This window comes from Hydrogenophaga sp. RWCD_12, assembly GCF_046604225.1.
Taxonomy (GTDB): domain Bacteria; phylum Pseudomonadota; class Gammaproteobacteria; order Burkholderiales; family Burkholderiaceae_C; genus Hydrogenophaga.
The window spans coordinates 1,222,140-1,241,865 of record NZ_JBKIXC010000001.1; the positions used below are offsets into that span (position 1 = coordinate 1,222,140).

At 64.9% G+C, this 19,726-nt stretch carries 18 protein-coding genes; 14 read left to right on the top strand and 4 right to left on the bottom strand.

Going from position 1 to position 19,726, the window contains the following annotated elements; translation table 11 throughout:
- Window positions 1-12 precede the first annotated feature (12 nt).
- From lptF to ACLIJ1_RS05790, 6 genes are read left to right on the top strand one after another with little or no spacing between them, the layout of a single operon-like run.
- On the top strand, window positions 13-1,131 hold the full coding sequence (gene lptF, locus ACLIJ1_RS05765) for an LPS export ABC transporter permease LptF (RefSeq protein WP_411364512.1): 1,119 nt from the start codon (window positions 13-15) through the stop codon (window positions 1,129-1,131).
- Window positions 1,128-2,246, top strand: a complete 1,119-nt coding sequence (lptG, locus tag ACLIJ1_RS05770) for an LPS export ABC transporter permease LptG (protein ID WP_411364513.1) — start codon at window positions 1,128-1,130, stop codon at window positions 2,244-2,246. Before lptF ends, lptG begins: the two co-directional genes overlap by 4 nt.
- A gap of 4 nt (window positions 2,247-2,250) precedes the next feature.
- Window positions 2,251-2,616: a sirohydrochlorin chelatase gene (locus tag ACLIJ1_RS05775; RefSeq protein ID WP_411364514.1), complete on the top strand. Its 366-nt coding sequence runs from the start codon at window positions 2,251-2,253 to the stop codon at window positions 2,614-2,616.
- A complete protein-coding gene (locus tag ACLIJ1_RS05780; RefSeq protein WP_411364515.1) occupies window positions 2,613-3,557 on the top strand; it encodes a CysB family HTH-type transcriptional regulator in 945 nt (314 codons plus the stop codon). Before ACLIJ1_RS05775 ends, ACLIJ1_RS05780 begins: the two co-directional genes overlap by 4 nt.
- A gap of 8 nt (window positions 3,558-3,565) precedes the next feature.
- Window positions 3,566-4,747, top strand: a complete 1,182-nt coding sequence (locus tag ACLIJ1_RS05785; RefSeq protein WP_411364516.1) for a pyridoxal phosphate-dependent aminotransferase — start codon at window positions 3,566-3,568, stop codon at window positions 4,745-4,747.
- A 15-nt stretch (window positions 4,748-4,762) separates the two neighbouring features.
- Window positions 4,763-5,278 (top strand): hypothetical protein, encoded by a 516-nt coding sequence (locus ACLIJ1_RS05790; protein WP_411364517.1) that lies wholly within the window; start codon window positions 4,763-4,765, stop codon window positions 5,276-5,278.
- A 28-nt stretch (window positions 5,279-5,306) separates the two neighbouring features.
- Here ACLIJ1_RS05790 and hrpA read toward each other — a convergent pair whose 3' ends face one another.
- Window positions 5,307-9,248, bottom strand: coding sequence for an ATP-dependent RNA helicase HrpA (hrpA, locus tag ACLIJ1_RS05795; RefSeq protein ID WP_411364518.1), 3,942 nt, complete (start codon window positions 9,246-9,248; stop codon window positions 5,307-5,309).
- 74 nt (window positions 9,249-9,322) lie between these two features.
- Between hrpA and argA the strand changes: the two genes are divergently transcribed.
- Together argA and ppk2 are read left to right on the top strand one after the other, a co-directional pair.
- Entirely contained in the window at window positions 9,323-10,663 is a 1,341-nt protein-coding gene (gene argA, locus ACLIJ1_RS05800) for an amino-acid N-acetyltransferase (protein WP_411364519.1), read from the top strand.
- A 101-nt stretch (window positions 10,664-10,764) separates the two neighbouring features.
- A complete protein-coding gene (gene ppk2, locus ACLIJ1_RS05805) occupies window positions 10,765-11,994 on the top strand; it encodes a polyphosphate kinase 2 (RefSeq protein WP_411364520.1) in 1,230 nt (409 codons plus the stop codon).
- Here the strand turns inward: ppk2 and ACLIJ1_RS05810 are convergent, their stop codons facing one another.
- The gene (locus tag ACLIJ1_RS05810) at window positions 11,995-12,516 is read right to left on the bottom strand and encodes a disulfide bond formation protein B (RefSeq protein WP_411364521.1); all 522 of its coding nucleotides are present in this window, start codon (window positions 12,514-12,516) and stop codon (window positions 11,995-11,997) included.
- Window positions 12,517-12,588: 72 nt separating this feature from the next.
- Complete coding sequence (locus tag ACLIJ1_RS05815; protein WP_411364522.1) at window positions 12,589-13,365, bottom strand: ferredoxin--NADP reductase; 777 nt, start codon at window positions 13,363-13,365, stop codon at window positions 12,589-12,591.
- 283 nt (window positions 13,366-13,648) lie between these two features.
- Between ACLIJ1_RS05815 and ACLIJ1_RS05820 the strand changes: the two genes are divergently transcribed.
- Together ACLIJ1_RS05820 and ACLIJ1_RS05825 are read left to right on the top strand one after the other, a co-directional pair.
- Window positions 13,649-13,927 (top strand): oxidative damage protection protein, encoded by a 279-nt coding sequence (locus ACLIJ1_RS05820; protein ID WP_411364523.1) that lies wholly within the window; start codon window positions 13,649-13,651, stop codon window positions 13,925-13,927.
- 17 nt (window positions 13,928-13,944) lie between these two features.
- Window positions 13,945-15,114: an FAD-dependent oxidoreductase gene (locus tag ACLIJ1_RS05825; protein ID WP_411364524.1), complete on the top strand. Its 1,170-nt coding sequence runs from the start codon at window positions 13,945-13,947 to the stop codon at window positions 15,112-15,114.
- Window positions 15,115-15,121: 7 nt separating this feature from the next.
- Here ACLIJ1_RS05825 and ACLIJ1_RS05830 read toward each other — a convergent pair whose 3' ends face one another.
- Window positions 15,122-15,913, bottom strand: coding sequence for a hypothetical protein (locus tag ACLIJ1_RS05830; RefSeq protein ID WP_411364525.1), 792 nt, complete (start codon window positions 15,911-15,913; stop codon window positions 15,122-15,124).
- A 134-nt stretch (window positions 15,914-16,047) separates the two neighbouring features.
- Here ACLIJ1_RS05830 and ACLIJ1_RS05835 point away from each other — a divergent pair, with 134 nt between their 5' ends.
- The 4 genes from ACLIJ1_RS05835 to ACLIJ1_RS05850 are packed head-to-tail and all read left to right on the top strand — an operon-like array spanning window position 16,048 to window position 19,705.
- Window positions 16,048-16,839 (top strand): sulfite exporter TauE/SafE family protein, encoded by a 792-nt coding sequence (locus ACLIJ1_RS05835; protein WP_411364526.1) that lies wholly within the window; start codon window positions 16,048-16,050, stop codon window positions 16,837-16,839.
- Window positions 16,840-16,875: 36 nt separating this feature from the next.
- Window positions 16,876-18,657 (top strand): nitrite/sulfite reductase, encoded by a 1,782-nt coding sequence (locus ACLIJ1_RS05840; protein ID WP_411364527.1) that lies wholly within the window; start codon window positions 16,876-16,878, stop codon window positions 18,655-18,657.
- Window positions 18,658-18,674: 17 nt separating this feature from the next.
- A complete protein-coding gene (locus ACLIJ1_RS05845; RefSeq protein WP_411364528.1) occupies window positions 18,675-19,058 on the top strand; it encodes a DUF934 domain-containing protein in 384 nt (127 codons plus the stop codon).
- A gap of 23 nt (window positions 19,059-19,081) precedes the next feature.
- Entirely contained in the window at window positions 19,082-19,705 is a 624-nt protein-coding gene (locus tag ACLIJ1_RS05850) for a phosphoadenosine phosphosulfate reductase family protein (RefSeq protein WP_411364529.1), read from the top strand.
- The last annotated feature ends 21 nt before the right edge of the window (window positions 19,706-19,726 follow it).

Consider the following 19,726-nt stretch of genomic DNA (forward strand, 5'->3'; position numbering starts at 1 on the left):
AGTATTGAGTCGATGTTATTCCATTCCTCCATTCGCACTGAGCTGGCCCGGAGCTTTGGCGCCACCCTGGTGGTGCTGTTCACCATCGTGCTGACCGTGCTGCTGGTCCGCACCCTGGGGCTGGCCACCAGCGGCAGCGTGAACCCTGAGGAGGTCATGCTGGTGCTCGGCTACACGGTACTGGGCTACACCCAGATCATCCTCACACTGGCCCTGTTCATCTCCATCGTCTCGACACTGTCGCGCATGTACCGCGACAGCGAAATGATCATCTGGCTCTCCAGCGGGCGTTCGCTGGGGGGCTTCATCAGCCCGGTGATGCGCTTTGCATGGCCCATCCTGCTGGTGATAGTGCTGCTGGCGTTGTTTGTGTGGCCCTGGGCGAACAAGCAGACCGCCGAGTTGCGCTTCCGCTTCGAGAACCGCAGCGACCTGCAACGCATTGCGCCCGGGCAGTTCCAGGAATCGACCAGCGGCCGGCGCGTGTTCTTCATCGACAAGGACACGGCCGAAGGCACGGAAGGACGCAACGTCTTTATCTCCAGCATCGAAAAGAACGGTAACGAGACCGTCACCTCGGCCACGACGGGCCGCATCGAATGGGTGGGCGACCGCCAGTTCCTGATGCTCAACCAGGGCCAACGGCTGGAGAACGATCCGACCACCAACCAGGTCAAGGTCAGCCAGTTTGAGCAATATGGTGCGCAGATCGGTGCTGCCACACCCTATTCCGCCAGTGTGCTGGCGCTCAAGGCACGCAGTTCACTGTCGTTGATCAAGGAGCCCACGCCTGGCGGGCTGGGTGAACTGGGCTGGCGCATCGGGGTGGCCCTGACGGCATTCAACCTGGTGCTGCTGGGCATCGCGACGACCGTAAGCAACCCGCGCGCGGGCCGCAGCGGCAACCTGATGTTCACGCTGTTTGCATTCGTTGTGTACTTCAACATGCTCAACATCGGTCAGCGCTGGGTCACCATTGGCCAGGTGAACTGGTTGATGCTGATGCTGTTCCTGCATGGATCTGTGTTCGCCATGAGCGCCTTGTGGCTGGCCAAACGGCATAAAAACATCCATCTGCGCAGCCTCTTCTTGCGGTCGCGTGACGAGTCGCCAACGGAGGCTGCGGCATGAAGACCATCCGCAAGCTGATCTATGGCGAAGTGCTGATGGCCACGGGCTTCGTGCTGGTGGCGTTTCTGGCGCTGTTCTTCTTTTTCGACTTTGTCGATGAACTGGCCTCGATCGGGCGGCCGTCGCGGCTGGATCCGTCGATCATCTACGGCCTGCGCCATGCGCTGGTCTATGTGACGCTGCTGATTCCGAGCCGGGTTTACGAACTGGCACCGATCTCGGTGCTGATCGGGACGGTGACGGTGATGGCCCGGCTGGCACAAAGCTCCGAGTACACCATCCTGAGAACCAGCGGCCTGGGCCCCTGGAAAGCACTGCGCACCCTGATGGGCCTGGGTCTGGTGTTCGTGGCCTTCACGTTCGCGGTGGGCGACTACCTGGCGCCAGCGGCGAGCAAAGCTGCCCAGTTGTACAAGGCGAGCTACCAAGGCAAGCTCAGCCTCGGACAGACCGGCGCCTGGCTCAAGGAGAAACAGGCGTACAGCAACTTCTCGGTCAACGTGGGCTCCCTGTCGCCGTCGGGTGAAATCGGAGAAGTCCGGGTGTTCGAGTTCGACAACCAGGGCATGCTGGTGTCGACCCTGCAGGCGGACAAAGGACAGATCGAAAACGACAGTTCATGGACCCTGTTCAAGGTCACCCGCCGCGAGTTCGATGTGGCGGGCCAGCAGTCGGCCAAGATCGTGCGGAGCCAGCACGACACCTTCCACTGGCCCAGTGCCCTGTCGGCGGAAATGGTGTCGGTGGCGTTGCTCAAACCTGACCGCATGCGTACCACCGACCTCTATGCCTACATCCAGCATCTGGAGGCCAACGGTCAGACGGCGCAGCGCTACGAGATCGAGTTCTGGCGCAAGCTGTTCTACCCGCTGTCCTGCCTCGTGATGGTGGTGCTCGCGCTGCCGTTCGCCTATCTGCATTTCCGCAGCGGCGGTATCACCGGCTATGTGTTTGGCGGCGTGATGATCGGGATCAGCTTCTTCCTGCTCAACAACGTCTTCAACTACATCGGCAACCTCAACCAGTGGCAACCCTGGCTGGCGGCGGCCTCGCCGGCCATCATCTACTCGATCGTCTCGCTCGGTGCCTTTGGCTGGCTCGTGCTCAGGCGCTAGAAGCATGCTGGGTGTCGTTGTTTTTGCCCACGGTTCGCGCGACCCGCTCTGGCGGGCGCCGGTCGAATCCGTTGCGCAGCAGATCCACCGGGCGGACCCGACCGTGGAGGTTGCCTGTGCCTATCTCGAACTGTGCGAGCCCGATCTGGCGACCGCCGTGGCCGGGCTGGTTGCACAGGGCGTTCAAACCGTGCGCATCCTTCCGCTTTTCTTCGGCATGGGCAAACACGCCCGGGAAGACCTGCCGGTGCTGGTCGAAGAGTTGGTCCAGGCGCACCCTGGCGTGCGCTTCGAGCGCCTGACCGCCGCTGGCGAAGATCCCCGCCTCACCGCCCTGCTGGCGCAGATCGCCCTGGAGTTCCCGTCATGAATCTGCACCAGTTCCGATTTGTCCAGGAAGCGGTGCGCCGCAATCTCAACCTGACCGAGGCCGCCAAGGCGCTGCACACTTCCCAGCCGGGAGTGTCCAAGGCCATCATCGAGCTGGAAGAAGAGCTCGGCATCGAGATCTTTGCGCGCCACGGCAAGCGGATCAAGCGGATCACCGAACCGGGCGTTCAGGTCCTCAAGAGCATCGAAGTCATCCTGCGTGAGGTCAACAACCTCAAGCGCATCGGCGAGCAATACGCCGCGCAGGACAGCGGCACGCTCTCCATCGCCACCACCCACACCCAGGCGCGCTACGTGCTGCCCGGACCGGTCGCCAAGCTGCGCCATGCCTATCCCAAGGTCAATGTGAGCCTGCACCAGGGCTCGCCCGACCAGGTGGCCCGCATGCTGATCGAAGAAGTGGCGGAAATCGGCGTGGCGACCGAGTCGCTGACCAACTACCCGGACCTGGTCACCCTGCCATGCTACGAATGGCAGCACGTGCTGGTGTTTCCGCACGACCACCCGCTGGCGGCGCAGGAGCGCATCACGCTGGAAGACCTGGCGCTGGTGCCGCTGGTGACCTACCACCCGAGCTTCACTGGCCGCACCCGCATCGACCAGGCGTTTGCGCTGCGCCACCTTCGACCCAACATCGTCCTGGAAGCCATCGATTCGGACGTGATCAAGACCTACGTCAAGCTCGGCATGGGCGTGGGCATCGTGGCCGAGATGGCGATGCAGGGCGAGAACGCGACGCCGGACCTCGTCGCCCGTCCCGGCGCCCAGTTGTTCGGCCACAACCTGGCCCGGGTCGCTTTCAAGCGCGGCAGCTACCTGCGTCAGTTCGTGCTGCGTTTTGCCGAGCTGATGAGCGACCGCCTCTCGCGTGACCTGATCCTGCGCGCCATGGCCGGTGACTCGGCCGAATACGACATCTGACGACCACCATGGACATCGCCACCCAAGCCCGCACGCCGGAACTGACTTCGCGACTGCCCCAGGTCGGCACCACCATCTTCACCGTCATGTCGGCGCTCGCCGCCGAGGTCGGCGCGGTCAACCTCGGCCAGGGCTTCCCCGATTTCGACTGCGACCCGGCCCTGGTCGACGCGGTCACCCGCGCCATGCAGGCCGGCCACAACCAGTACCCGCCAATGCCCGGCGTGCCGGCGCTGCGCCAAGCCATGGCCGCCAAGATGCAGGCGCTGTACGGTTTGCGCTGCGACCCCAACACCGAGATCACCGTCACGGCCGGCGCGACACAGGCGATCCTGACCGCAATCCTGGCGGTCGTGCACCCGGGCGACGAGGTCATCGTGCTTGAGCCCTGCTACGACAGCTATGTGCCCAACATCGAACTGGCCGGCGGCAAGGTGGTGCGCGTGCCACTGGTGCCAGGCAGCTTCCGCCCGGACTTCGGCGCCATCGAGGCGGCCATCACGCCGCGCACCCGCGCGCTCATGATCAACAGCCCGCACAACCCCAGCGGCCAGGTCTGGAGCGCGGAGGACATGCGCCGGCTGGAGGAACTGCTGGCGCCGACCGACGTGCTGCTGATCAGCGACGAGGTTTACGAGCACATGGTCTACGACGGCCAGCAGCACCAGAGCGCTGCGCGCTTCCCCGGTCTGGCCGCCCGTGCCTTCATCATCAGCAGCTTCGGCAAGACCTACCACGTCACCGGCTGGAAGGTTGGCACCGTGGTCGCGCCCGCGCCGCTGACCGCCGAGTTCCGCAAGGTGCACCAGTTCAACGTGTTCACCGTCAACACGCCGATGCAGCACGCACTGGCCGCCTATATGGCCGACCCTGCACCGTATGTCCAGCTGAGCAACTTCTACCAGCGCAAGCGCGATCTCTTCCGCGAGGGGCTGGCGCAAACCCGTTTTCGCCTGCTGCCCGGCCAGGGCACCTATTTCCAGTGCGTCGGCATCGAAAACCTCGCCGTCGCCGAACGCGACTTGCCCGAGGGCGAGTTCTGCCAGTGGCTCACGCGCGAGATCGGCGTGGCGGCCATTCCTCTGTCGGCCTTCTACGGCAACGGGTTCGACCAGAAGGTGGTGCGCTTCTGCTTTGCGAAGAAGGACGAGACGCTGAAGGCGGCGTTGAAGCGACTTGCATCTCTCTAGGGGTATTGGAAGCCTATGCGCAGCGGACTCGTTGCCTTTCTCTGCAGCCTGTTGGGTGCGTGCGTGCCGTACCCGCTGGCCTACTACTCGCCACCCGGTCAAGCTCCAATCACCTCTGGCCCCTGCAACACGCCGCATTCGTCGACGACCATCTATACAGACGAACATCTGGAACTCAAGGTCGCCTTCTTCGGCAGTGTGGAGCCAACGATTTTGTTGAGGATCAAAGACGCCAGCGTTGTTCGTTTTGAATCCAGCGAAGTCTCTGTTCTCAGCGCGACTCAAGGGGCACCACATAAGCTGGCAATCAGAACTTATGAGAGGCGAGGCAGCGAAGTGGTTGTGATTCCGGTCACCGAGTTTGTTGGACCAACCGTACGGACGATCTATTCGAGCAACCCCAGCTCCTTGGCTCCCGACAGCCTCAAACTGAAGATGCCACCCGTTGAGTTGAATGGCAAGATGCTCGCATTGCCAGACTTGGTATTGGAGAAGCAGAGAGTCGTGAAGCTCGTGGGTCTGTGTCAGTAACTTTGACTCTCCCGCGTGCAGCGGCTCGTCACTGCGTCAGCTGCCCCCAGGCCTTGTCCAGCCGCTTGACGCTCACCGGCTGTGGCGTGCGCAGCTCTTGCGCGAAGAAGCTCACACGCAGTTCTTCCAGCAACCATCTCACCTCCTGCAGGCGCGCGTCCTGCACGCCCTTGCGTTCGGCCACCAGGCGCCAGAAGCGCTGATCCTGCGGGCGCAGTTCGGCGAACTTGGCGGCGTCTCGCGCGGGGTCTCCACGCAGCTTGTCCAGCCGCAGCTGCACCGCCTTGAGGTAGCGCGGGAAGTGCTGCAGCTGCGCGTACGGCGTGGCGCTCAGGAAGTGCTTGGGCACCAGGCGCTGCAGTTGCTGCTGCACGTCGGTCGCCACGTCGGCGGGAGGCTTGCTGTCTTTGAGCTTGCGGGCCGCCACCGCGTATTCGGTCAGGATCACCCCGGCCTGCCGTGCGATCTCGTTGGCGATCAGGGTCAGGCGCCCTCGCCCTTCGTCCACGCGCCCCTTGAAGGCGCCGGCATCGGCCGGCAGCGGTTCGGTCAGGAACGCCCGGTCCAGGGAGAGGTCAAGGATCTGGGACTTCAGCTCCTCGACCGAACCACCACCCGCGCCGCTGTCGGTCTTGCCGACGTTCATATAGGCCACACCCATGGTCTGCAGCCCGGGCAGGTTCTTTTCCAGGTACTTGAGCGCGTCCCGGATCTGCAGCGCGAACAGGCGGCGCAGGCCAGCGCGGTGGCGCGCCTGCGCCACTTCGGGCTCGTCGAACACCTCGATGCGCACCGCGTCGCCGTCGTCGACCAGTGCCGGGAAGCCGATCAGCGTCTGGCCGCCCTTGCGGATTTCCATCAGTTCGGGTAATTCGCCGAAGTCCCAGCTGGTGTGGCGCTGGTCGGCCGTGGCGGCCGCAGGTGCTGACGATGGTGTAGAAGGCTTGTTCGAGGCGGCGACCCAGCGAGCGCCATCGGCCGGAGCCACAGGCACCGAAGGCGCTGGCGCGGGGCCGGCCACGGGCGCGCCGCCAGCGATGTCCTTGAGCTTGAGCGAGGCCAGCGCCTGGAAAGCGCCGCGGGCCTGGCTGCCCAGTTCGGCCTTGAGCGCACCGAGGTTGCGACCCTGCCCGAGCTGGCGGCCGTGTTCGTCCACCACGCGCAGATGCATGAAGTGGTGGGCCGGCAACATGTCGACCTTGATGTCGTTGCGCTGCACCGGAAGCTGCGTCGCGTCGCGCACCAGCTTGAGCAGCGCGTCCATCAGGCTGCCGCTGCCAAAGGTCTCGGGCTGGCACAGGGCTTCGGTCATCTTCTCGGCCGTGGCCGGCAGCGGCACGAGGCGGGAACGCGGCCGCTGGTGCAGGGTCTTGAGCAGGGCCTGCACCTTGTCCTTGAGCATGCCGGGCACCAGCCAGTCGCAGCGGTCTTCGCTGACCTGGTTGAGCGCGAAGATCGGCACCGTCACGCTCACGCCGTCGCGCGGGTCGCCTGGCTCGTGCAGGTAGGCTACGGCGCAGTCCACGCCGCCCAGGCGCAGCGTCTTCGGAAAGGCCTGCGTGGTGATGCCCGCGGCTTCGTGCCGCATCAGTTCCTCGCGGGTGAGGAACAGCAGCTTGGGGTTCTCCCGGCTGTGGTCCCGGTACCAGCGTTCGAACGCCGCGCCGTTGCTCACGTCGGCCGGCAGTTGCTGGTCGTAGAAGGCGTAGATCAGCTCGTCGTCGACCAGCACGTCCTGCCGACGGGCTTTGTGTTCCAGCTCCTGCACCTCGCGCACGGTGCGGCGGTTGGTGGCCAGGAAGGACAGCTTGCTGTCCCAGGTGTCCTCGTGCAGGTGGCCCACCAGGGCTTCGCGGATGAAGATCTCGCGCGCGCCGGCCGGGTCGACCTTGCTGTAGTCCACCCGCCGCTGGTGGTACACCACCAGCCCGTACAGCGTGGCTCGCTCCAGCGCCGAGACGCGGGCAGCCTTCTTCTCCCAGTGCGGGTCCAGCATCTGCTTCTTGAGCAGGTGCTCGCCCACCTGTTCCAGCCACTGCGGTTCGATGTTGGCGATGCCGCGGCCGAACAGGCGTGCGGTCTCCACCAGTTCGGCGCAAACGATCCAGCGGCCCGGCTTCTTGCTCAGGTTGGCACCCGGGTGGCGGTGGAACTTGATGCCGCGCGCGCCCAGGTACCAATCCTCGGTGTCGTTCTTCTGGCCGATGTTGCCCAGCAGGCCGGCGAGCATGGACAGGTGCAGCTGTTCGTAGCTGGCGGGTTGTGCGTTGAGCTGCCACTTGTGCTCGGCCACCACGGTGTGGAGCTGCGAATGGATGTCTCGCCATTCGCGCACGCGGCGCACGTTGATGTAGTTCTCGCGCAGCAGGTTTTCGTATTGGCGGTGGCTGAGCTTGTGGTCGGTCCCGTGGCCGCCCTTGCTGTCTTCCAGCCACTTCCAGAGCTTGAGAGTGCCGGTGAACTCGCTCTTTTCGTCGTCGAACTTCTTGTGCGCCTGGTCGGCCTGGGTCTGTTTCTCCAGAGGCCGGTCGCGCACGTCCTGCAGGCTCAGCGCCGACGCGATGACCAGCACCTCATCAAGCGCGCCCCGCTGCTGCGCCTCCAGCAGGATGCGACCCACACGCGGGTCCAGTGGCAGGCGGCTGAGCGTCTGCCCGATGCGGGTGAGTTCGTTCGCATCGTCCACCGCGCCCAGTTCGGACAACAGCTGGTAGCCGTCGGTGATGGCACGGCGCTGCGGCGCTTCGAGGAAGGCAAAGTCCTCTACCGCGCCCAGGTGCAGCGCCTTCATGCGCAGGATCACGCCCGCCAGCGAGCTGCGCAGGATTTCCGGGTCGGTGAACTTCGGCCGGCCGATGAAGCCAGCCTCGTCGTACAGGCGGATGCAGATGCCATCGGCCACGCGGCCGCAGCGGCCGGCGCGCTGGTTGGCCGCTGCCTGGCTGATCGGCTCGATCAGCAGCTGCTCGACCTTCTGGCGGAAGCTGTAGCGCTTGACCCGTGCCGTGCCGGCGTCGATCACAAACCGGATGCCTGGCACCGTCAGCGAGGTTTCGGCCACGTTGGTCGAGAGCACGATGCGGCGCTGGCCGTGCGGCTGGAAGATGCGTTCCTGTTCGGCCTGCGAGAGGCGCGCGAACAGCGGCAGCACCTCGGCGTTGCGCAATGCCGGCTGGTGCGACAGGTGTTTGCGCAGGTGGTCGGCGGCTTCGCGGATTTCGCGTTCGCCCGGTAGGAACACCAGGATGTCCCCGCCAGAACCCGCGCCACCCCGCCAGAGCTCGTCCACGCCATCGGCGATCGCGTTGTTCAGGTCGTATTCGCGGCTTTCTTCAAACGGGCGGTAGCGCACTTCCACCGGGAAAGTGCGGCCCGAGACCATGAGCACCGGCGCCTTGCCTTTGGACGAGGCGAAATAGTCCGCAAACCTGTCCGCGTCGATCGTGGCCGAGGTGACGATGATCTTCAGATCGGGCCGGCGCGGCAGCAGCTGACGCAGGTAGCCGAGCAGGAAGTCGATGTTGAGCGAGCGCTCATGCGCCTCGTCGATGATGATGGTGTCGTAGGCGCGCAGGTCGGGGTCGGTCTGCGTCTCGGCCAGCAAGATGCCGTCTGTCATCAGCTTGACCGAGGCATCCTTCGACAGCCGGTCCTGGAAGCGGACCTTGTAGCCCACCACCTCACCCAGCGGCGTTTTCAGCTCTTCGGCAATGCGCTTGGCCACGCTGCTGGCCGCGATCCGCCGCGGCTGGGTGTGGCCGATGAGCTGCCCGCGCTGGCCCGGCTTGGCGTTCAGGCGCCCACGCCCCATCTGAAGTGCGATCTTGGGCAACTGCGTGGTCTTGCCCGAGCCGGTCTCGCCGCAGACGATCACCACCTGGTGGTCACGGATGGCGTCCTCGATCTCCTGCCGGCGGGCGGAGACTGGGAGGGACTCGGGGAACTCGATGTGCAGCGGCGGGGTGGACAAGGGGGAACTTCAGTCAAAATCAGGCAACCGGCGATTATCCCGCGCGCCTTTCCCGTCTGCCCTACCCGTCCCCCATGTCCACCGTCTTCAACTTCACCTTCGTGCCCTGGTTCCGTTCGGTGGCTCCGTACATCCACAAGTTCCGGAACCAGACTTTCGTGATCGGGCTGACCGGCGAGGCCATCGACGCGGGCAAGCTGGCGTCCATCGCCCAGGACCTGGCGATGATCCAGGCCATGGGCGTGAAGATTGTGCTGGTACACGGTTTCCGTCCGCAGGTGAACGAGCAGCTGCGCCTCAAAGGCCAGGAAGCCAAGTACTCGCACGGCATGCGGATCACCGACCCGGTGGCGCTGGACTGCGCGCAGGAAGCCGCCGGCCAGCTGCGCTACGAGATCGAAGCGGCCTTCAGCCAAGGCCTGCCCAACACCCCCATGGCCGGCGCCCGGGTGCGGGTGATCTCGGGCAACTTCATCACCGCCCGCCCGGTGGGCCTGATCGACGGCGTGGACTTCCAGCATTCCGGCCTGGTGCGCAAGGTGGACACCGAGGGCATCCAGCGCACCCTGGACATGGGCGCCCTGGTGCTGATCTCGCCGTTCGGTTTCTCGCCGACCGGCGAGGCCTTCAACCTGAGCATGGAAGACGTGGCCACCTCGGTCGCGGTGGCGCTGCAGAGCGACAAGCTGATCTTCCTGACCGAGGTACCTGGCATCCGGGTCGATGCCAATGACCCCGAGAGCGAGATCGACACCGAATTGCCGCTGGCCGACGCCAGGCGCATGGTGGCCAGCCTGCCGCCGCCCACCCAGCCAACCGACACCGGTTTCTACCTGCAGCACTGCATCCGCGCCTGCGAAGGCGGCGTCGAGCGCAGCCACATCATTCCCTTCAAGCTAGACGGTTCGCTGTTGCTCGAAATCTACGTGCACGACGGCATCGGCACCATGGTGGTCGACGAGAAACTCGAGAGCGTGCGCGAGGCCAACCTGGACGATGTCGGTGGCATCCTGGCCCTGATCGAGCCGTTCGAGAAGGACGGCACCCTGGTCAAGCGGGACCGCACCGAGATCGAACGCGACGCCAGCAACTACACGATCATCGAGCACGATGGCGTCATCTTCGGCTGTGCCGCGCTCTACCCGTACCCCGACGAGCGCACCGCCGAAATGGCCGCGCTCACCGTCTCGCCCCAGAGCCAGAGCCAGGGCGATGGCGAACGCCTGCTCAAGCGGATCGAGACCCGTGCCAAGGCGCAAGGCCTGCAGAGCATCTTCGTGCTCACCACCCGCACCATGCACTGGTTCATCAAGCGCGGGTTCGTGCAGGTCAGTCCCGATTGGTTGCCCGAAGCGCGCAAGCGCAAGTACAACTGGGACCGCCGCAGCCAGGTGTTGGTCAAGAAGATCGGCTGAGCCTTCTACGGTGCGTCCGGCCCGGGTGATTTGACAAAAGTCAAACCACTGCAATGCCATCGGTTCATACTGGCTTTTTGTGTCCAGATGATGAACTGACCATGACCGAACGACAGAACTCCACCAGCGCCAGCAGCGACGATTCCGTCCGCAAACCCGCAGGGCGTGCCGTCCGAAAAACGGCTGCCGCTGCGGCAAAAATGCCCGCCAAAGCCACCAAAACTGTGCCCACTCGCCGGGTAAGCATGGGCGATGTGACCGGAAGCACGCAGCCCAAACGCATCGCCAAGGTCACCACGGGCAACGTCGTCAATGCCCGACAGGAAGCCAAGGCCGCAGCGGTCAAGGACATCCTGGCGGACGCCTCGACGAACAAGGTCCGCAAGGCCGAGGGCCTGCGCGCCATTCTCGAAGGCGCCTCGCCCGACGACGCCAAGGCGATCCGTCGCCTGCTCAAGGAAACGGCACAGGCCGCAAAGGGCCGCGACAAGGGCGAAAACAATCCCGACGAAATTCTCTCGACCGACTGGCGCAGCGGCGCCTACCCGTACAAGAACCTGCTCTCCCGCAAGGTCTACGAAGCGCAGAAGTACCTCCTGCAGGTGGAGTTGCTCAAGCTGCAGGCCTGGGCCAAGGAAACCGGCCAGCGCGTGGTGATCCTGTTCGAAGGTCGCGACGCGGCCGGCAAGGGCGGCACCATCAAACGCATGATGGAGCACCTGAACCCGCGTGGTGCGCGCGTCGTAGCGCTGGAAAAACCCAGCGACGTCGAACGCGGCCAGTGGTACTTCCAGCGCTATGTGCAGCACCTGCCGACGGCCGGCGAGATCGTGCTGTTCGACCGCAGCTGGTACAACCGCGCCGGCGTGGAAAAGGTGATGGGTTTCTGCAGCGAAGACGAATACCAGGAGTTCATGCGCCAGGCACCGCAGTTCGAGCGCCAACTGGTGCGCAGCGGCGTGCACCTGATCAAGTTCTGGTTTTCGGTCAGCCGAGAAGAACAGCGCCGCCGCTTCAAGGAACGCAAGGCGCACCCGCTCAAACAGTGGAAGCTCAGCCCGATCGACCTGGCGTCGCTGGACAAGTGGGACGGCTACACCAAGGCCAAGGAAGCAATGTTCTTTGAGACCGATACCGCCGACGCACCCTGGACGGTGATCAAGAGCGACTGCAAGAAGCGCGCGCGCCTGAATGCGATGCGCTATCTGCTGCAGAAGCTGCCCTACACCAACAAGGACCCGAAGAACATTGGCACCTTGGACTCGCTGATCGTGGGACGCGCCCACGTGGTGTACGAGCGCGGCGAGCGCCCGGGCAGCGCGATTCTCTGATCAGTCTTTCTGTCGGCGCAGCAAGAGCAGCGCCGACAGGGCGGCAATGCCGGTGAAGCAGACGAAGGACCAGTTGGCGATCGACATCTTCAAGAAGGTCCAGTCGACCGCGGAGCAGTCGCCACTGCCCTTGAAGATCATCGGGATCGCACGCTTGAGCGGGAATGATTCGATCATTCCGTAGAAGTCGCGGCCGCAGCTGAGGATCTCCGGCGGATACCACTGCAAAAAGCTCTGGCGTGCCGCAACAAACGCGCCGCCGACTGCGAGCAGACCGATCAGCGCCACCGCGATATTGCGGCCCTTGCGACCGGACAGCACAGACGCAAGGGCGGCAACGATGGCGACCAGGATCAGCGCATAGCGCTGCACGATGCACATCGGGCAGGGCTCCAGGCCCACCACGTTTTGCAGATACAGGATGCCGAACGCCAGCAGGCCGACGCATCCCACGGCAACCAAGGCCAGGGCCCGGCGTGGATGGCGGTCAAGAAGGTCGAGGGCGGAAGCGAGAAAGCTCAAGGGATCTCCAGAAATTGAAAGAGGCGCCCCGGATGGACCCGGACAGCGCCTCGGAGTTCCGATCGGCAGCGATCAGCTGTTGTCGGCGAAGGCGCGCTCGATCACGAACTGGCCCGGGCGGGTGGTGTTGCCTTCTGCAAAACCGCGCTTCTCGCACAGGGCCTTGAGGTCACGCAGCATCTCGGGGCTGCCGCAGATCATGACACGGTCTTCGGCAGGGTTCAGTTCGGGCAGGCCTGTGTCCTTGGCCACCTGGCCGCTCTCGATGATGTTCGGAATGCGGCCCTGGTGAACGAAGGGCTCGCGCGTGACCGTCGGGTAGTAGATGAACTGCTGCGACACCATCTCGCCCAGGAACTCGTGCTGCTTGAGCTGGGTTTCCAGCATCTCGCGATAGGCCAGTTCCTTGACCTCGCGCACGCCGTGGATCAGCACGACCTGTTCGAACTTCTCATAGGTCTCGGGATCGCGCACGATCGACAGGAACGGTGCCAGACCGGTGCCGGTCGCCAGCAGGTACAGGCGCTTGGCCGGCAGCAGGTAGTCGATCAGCAGGGTGCCGGTGGGCTTCTTGCCCACGATCACGGTGTCGCCGACCTGGATGTGCTGCAGGCGGCTGGTCAATGGACCGTCGGGTACCTTGATGCTCAGAAACTCCAGATGCTCTTCGTAGTTGGCACTGGCGATCGAGTAGGCGCGCAGCAGCGGTTTTTCGTTGACCCGCAGCCCGATCATGGTGAAGTGGCCGTTGGAGAAGCGCAGCGCCGTGTCGCGCGTGGTCGTGAAACTGAACAAGCGATCGGTCCAGTGGTGAACGCTCAGGACGCGCTCTTCCAGAAATGCACTCATGGTCTTGGAGGAAATGGGCCCCGGGGAGATGGGGCGCTGACACAAAAAACAGCTTGGATTGTAAAAGTGGGGACGCGGCCCACTTTGCGTTATGTCAGGGTCCTGTCCGGACAACCCGTTGTCACCCTTCCTGACGCGGCAATCGTTGCTACAGTGGAGCCCGTTTGCGGGACCACCGTGCCCGATCCGGCTTGCTCAGGACGCGCATGATGCCGCTCCGGCGTTCAAACCGGAACAAATAGTTTTTCATTTCAGTTATATCGAACCCGAATAAGGACTCCCCATGGCCCGCACCGTTCAATGCATCAAGCTCGGCAAAGAGGCCGATGGCCTGGACTTTCCGCCCTACCCGGGCGAACTGGGCAAGCGGATCTATGAAAGCGTGAGCAAGGAAGCCTGGGCCGCCTGGCTCAAGCACCAGACCATGCTGCTCAACGAAAACCGCCTGAATCTGGCCGACGCGCGCGCCCGCCAGTACCTCGCGCGCCAGATGGAAAAGCACTTCTTCGGTGAAGGCGCTGACGCCGCGGCCGGTTTCGTGCCGCCGCCCGCCGCCCAATAAGGCTGGCCACGGCCATCTTGAACACCACCGAAACCCGCCAGGCGCTCGTGCTGGGTGCGGGTCTGGCGGGTGCAGCCTGCTGCGCCACTCTGGCCAGACGCGGCTGGAGCGTCCAACTGATGGATGCGGGATCGGAAGCGGCCCAGGGCGCCTCCGGCTTGCCCGTGGGCATGTTGAGCCCGCACGTGACGCGCTCGCCCACTCCCCTTTCCCGACTCTGTGCCCTCGGTGTGGCCGATGCGCACGCTCAGCTGGAGCGCCTTGTGCCAGAAGGCGCCGGCTGGCAGCCCACCGAGGTCGACAACCTGGGCCACGATCCCGGGCGCAAGCCCGCCGCTCTGGTGCGTCCGGCGGCGCTGGTACAGGCGTGGCTGGACGAGGCGCAAGGCCTGGGACGACTGCAGACACGCTGGTCGGCACAGGTGCAGCGACTTGAGCGGCGCGATGCCCACTGGTTTGCACTCGACGCCGGCGGTGTTGTGCTCGGTCGCGCTCCGGTGGCAGTGGTGGCTTGCGCATTCGGTGCCCACGCGCTGCTGCAAACATTGTTCAGCGACGATCCGGCGGCACTTCCCTTGCGCCCTGTCCAGGGCCAACTTACCCTGGCGTCTCTGACAGGCGAACCGTTGGCACCTCGGCCAATGCGGAACAACGGGGTGTTTGTCCCTTCGTACGAAGACCGTGAACTTCCACCGCTCTGGCCACGGCGGGTCTGGGCCATGGGATCGACCTATGCGCGTGGCAGCCAGGATGTGACGGTCCGGCCTGAGGCCCACGAACGCAACGCTGCGAGTCTGGAACAGCTGCATCCTGCGGCTGCAGACCATTTGCGTCGGTGCGCGGAACGAGGCGAGCTGCTGGGCTGGGCCCAGGTGCGTTGCGCTTCGCTGGACCGGGTGCCGATGGTCGGCGCGGTGCCCGACCAGCCCGCCCTGATCGAACAGATGCGGGCGGCAGGTCATCGCCGCGGCCGGATTCCCTTGTCCGACGCGCCCCGGCTCCCGGGTCTTTACATGATGTCCGCCATGGGGTCGCGTGGCCTGACGCTGGCGCACTGGTGCGCCAACTGGCTCGCCGCCAGCATGAGCGGGGAAGCGTCGACGCTTCCCGACGATGACCTCGACCTGGAGCGGGCCTTCGACCCGGCCCGTTTCGCCTGGAAATCGGCGCGGCGGCAGGACGCCTGAGCGCCCGTCAGAGCAGCTCGAACCAGCGCTGTACTTCCGCCTCTGGCAAAGGCCGGCCGACCAGTGCATTGATGCCGGTGCGCTCGGTGTCGCGGCGCACGCGGCGGCGGTTCAGCCAAGGCGCCAGCGGGCCGGCGTGCTCGCTGACGCCCATGGTGAGAGCGTTCTGGTTGTGCTGGGCAAAGTGCTGCGCCAGCTGCCAGGTGTCCACATGGTGCTCGTCCAGGTCGAACACGCCGCAGCAGTAACGGTGGCGGGAAATGAACTCGAGGGCGCCTTCGGTGGTGTCGGCGCGGTCCACATCGGTGATGCCACAGCGGTCCAGCAAGTCGGTCAGGCGCTGCCGTTCCGGTGCCGTGGCGCCTACGATCAATGCCCGCTTGTGAATGGGCGTGCCCTCCACTTCCAATGGACCAGGCAGCGTGATGTCCAGATCGAGAAAGCCCGAATCGACCTGCCGCGCGGCGTACACAGCGTCCAGTTCGTTGAGCACATTGGCCCATTGGATGGGGCGCTGGACCGTTCGCCAGGCGTGGGGGGGCGGGTTGTTGCCGACCCAGATCAGGCGTTGGCCTGCGGGTGTCTGCTTGGCGTGCAGCAGCACCGCCTCGGCACTGTCGCCGTCGACCAGCACCACTTCGGCCAGCGCGGTGTTCGGGTGCGTTCCGGGTGCCGTCAGGGGCATCCAGAGGGCGTAGGCCAGTTCGCGCTCTTCGGAGAGCCGGAACACGGTATTGAGAGCATGGCGTTCGACGTCACTGAATCCAACGACGTGCACGTAGATCCGCTGTTTGTGCATGGTCTGGATGTTACCCCGCACCAGGTACCCTGCTTCCGCCAGCCTGACCCGCCGGCTCTTGATAACCAGACGGCATATATGAAAAACGAAAATGTCGTTTGAGATATATATGAGCTTGCGTACAGTCGCGGCCCATGTCTGAACTCGCCTTTGTCATCGCCGGTTTCTCTGTGGGCCTGATCGTCGGCCTCACGGGCGTGGGCGGGGGGTCGCTGATGACCCCGATCCTGATCTTCTTCTTCGGGATCAAGCCCTACATGGCGGTCGGCACCGATCTGCTGTTTGCGGCAGTGACCAAGGCCGGCGGCACGATCAATCTGGCGCGCCAGCGTCTGGTCCCTTGGCGCGTGGTCGGGCAGCTGTGTTCGGGCAGCATTCCGGCCTCCCTGGTCACGCTGTGGGTCCTGCACAACCTGGGCACGACCAGCAGCCAGGTGCAACACCTGATGACCAACACCCTGGGCGTGGCGCTGCTGCTGACGGCCGCCGCGACGCTCTACAAGGCTGCCCGCGGCAAGGTGCTGCCACGCACCCTGCCCGCCGGCGAACTGGAGCACGCCACCCGCGCCCGCCACTGGAGCTTGCCGGTGCTGTTCGGGGCGGTGATCGGCACGCTGGTGACACTGACCTCGGTTGGCGCCGGCGCGATCGGTGTCTCTGTGCTGCTCATCCTGTTTCCTCTGTTGCCGCTGCCGCGCATCATCGCGGCCGACATTGCCTACGCCGTGCCGCTGACGCTGGTGGCCGGTCTGGGTCATGCCAGTCTGGGCTCGGTGGACTGGGCCTTGCTGGCCAAGCTGCTGGCCGGCTCGTTGCCTGGCATCTGGCTGGGAACCCGGCTGATGCGCCACACACCGGAGCGCCTGGTGCGCTCCCTGCTGTCGGTGCTGCTGGCCTATGCCGGCACCAAGCTGATCGCATTCTGATTTCCGTCTTCCGATTTCCGTTTTTTCACGAAGTCCATGTACCAGTATTCCGATTTCGACCGCCAGTTCGTGCAACAGCGCGCGGCGCAGTTCCGCGACCAGCTTGAACGCTTCCAGGCCGGCACCCTCGATGGTGAAGCCTTCAAACCGCTGCGCCTGCAGAACGGCTGGTACATCCAGCGCTTTGCCCCCATGCTTCGCGTGGCCGTGCCTTATGGCGAGATCAACACCGCCCAGTTGCGCGTGCTGGCTCGCCTGGCCCGCGACTTCGACCACAAGGAAGCACACGACACCTCCAAGGCCAATGCTGCCCTGGCCGACGTGCCCAGCCTGCCCGACCGTTGCGCCCACTTCACCACGCGCCAGAACGTGCAGTTCAACTGGATTCCGCTGAACCGCGCTGCCGATGCGATGGACCTGCTGGCCAGCGTCAACCTGCACGGCATCCAGACTAGTGGCAACTGCATCCGCAACATCACCACCGATGCGCTGGCCGGTGTCGCGGTGGACGAGATCGCCGATCCGCGCCCGTTCGCGGAAATCATGCGCCAGTGGAGCACGCTGCACCCCGAGTTCGCCTTCCTGCCGCGCAAGTTCAAGATTGCCATCTCCGGCGCCCGGGAAGACCGCGCTGCGGTGCCCTGGCACGACGTGGGCCTGCACCTGGTGCGCGACGCCGAGGGCGCCCTGGGTTTCAAAGTGCTGGTCGGTGGAGGCATGGGCCGCACCCCCATCATTGCCAGCACGATCCGCGAGTTCCTGCCTTGGAACCAGATCCTCAACTACCTCGAAGCCATCGTACGTGCCTACAACCGCTTTGGCCGTCGCGACAACAAGTACAAGGCCCGCATCAAGATCCTGGTCAAGGCCGAAGGCCAGGCCTTCGTGGATCAGGTCGAAGCCGAGTACCGCGACATCGTCGAGCAGGACGGCGCACCTCACACCATCACCCAGGCCGAGCTGGACCGTGTGAGCGCTTTCTTTGCGCCACCGCAGCCTGTCAGCGCCCACAGGAGTGCCGACGCCAAGGTTGAGCAGGTCCTGCAGGCTGCGGCCGAGAACGACGTCGAGTTCGGCCGCTGGCTGGCGCGCAACGTCAAGCCGCACCAGAACCCGGCCCTGCGCTCGGTGACCCTTTCCTTCAAGCGCCTGGGTTCTGCCCCCGGCGACGCCAGCGCCGAACAGCTGGAGCGCGCTGCCGAACTGGTTGACCGCTTCTCCTCGGGTGAAGCCCGCGTCACCCACGAGCAGAACCTGCTGCTGCCCTGGGTGCCTTGCGGCGCCCTGCCCGAACTCTGGCGCGAAGCCCGCCGCCTGGGTCTGGCGCGCCCGAACATCGGCTTGCTGTCCGACATGATCGCCTGCCCAGGCGGTGATTTCTGCGACCTGGCCAACGCCCGTTCGCTGCCCATCGCGCAAGCCCTGCTGGCCCGTTACGAAGACCTGGACGAACAGCACGACCTGGGCGAGATCGACCTGCACATCAGCGGCTGCATCAACAGCTGCGGCCACCACCACAGCGGCCACATCGGCATCCTGGGCGTCGACAAGGATGGTCAGGAGTGGTACCAGGTCACCCTGGGCGGCTCGGACGGCACGCTGTTGTCGGGCGAGGCCGTGCCGGGCAAGGTGATCGGTCCCTCGTTCGCGGCCAACGAAATGGTCGACGTGATCGAGGCGGTGATCGACACCTTCCGCGCGCAGCGCCAGCCTTCGGAAACCTTCATCCAGGCCGTCAAGCGCCTGGGCATCGATCCGTTCAAGACCGCCGCCAACGCGGTGCGCGTGGCCACTGCCCGCCACCCTGTCGCCGCCTGAACCCGCACGAGAACCGCATGAGCAAACAGATCGAACTCTTCAAGGCCGACACCTTTGTCGCAGACGAAGCCGGCACGCTGACGCTGGCCAACGACGCCGACCCTCGCGAAGCTGCGCTGGACGGCATCCAGACTGTGGTGCTGCACTTCCCTGCCTTCACCGACGGCCGCGCCTTCAGTCAGGCCTTCCTGCTGCGCCGCCGCCTGGGCTTCACCGGCCAGATCCGCGCCATCGGCGATGTGCTGATCGACCAGCTCGCCCAGATGCAGCGCACCGGCTTCACGCAGGCGGTGCTGCGCGCCGACCAGAGCATCGAGCACGGGCGCAAGCTGCTGACCCACTACGACGCCTACTACCAGGGCGACGCCGTGGACGTGCAGCCCCATTTCGCGGCCGTCTGAGCCCCATTCGAAGAAGCAACCACATGAGCACCATCGACCTTGCCAAAGTCAACGCCGATCTCGGCCGCGATGCACCCGCCCTGGTGAAATGGGCCCTGGGCTTGGGCCAGGCCCCCATCGTCACGACCAACTTCCGCCCGTTCGAGGCCGTCATCCTGCATCTGGTCACCCAGGTCAATCCCGACGTGCCGGTGGTCTGGATGGACAACGGCTACAACACCGAAGCCACCTACCGCTTCGCCGACGAGGTGACCCGCCAGCTCAAGCTGAACCTCAAGATCTACCTGCCGCGCCGCTCGCGCGCGCACCGCGAAGCCGTGGAAGGCGCCACGCCCGCGCTGGACGATCCGCGCCACGCGGCCTTCACCGAAGAAGTGAAGCTCGAGCCTTTCGCCCGCGCCCTGCGCGAGACCGCACCCAAGGTCTGGTTCACCGCCCTGCGCGCCACCGACACCGCCGTGCGCGCCCAGATGGACCCGGTGAGCATCAATCCCGACGGCCTGATCAAGGTCGCGCCGCTGCTGCACTGGACGTCCAAGGACCTCTACGAATACTGTGAAGCCCACGGCCTGCCCAACAACTTCGACTACGTGGACCCGACCAAGGGCGAAGACAACCGCGAATGCGGCCTGCACCTGGCCCACTGATTCGAATCCTTGAGACACCGC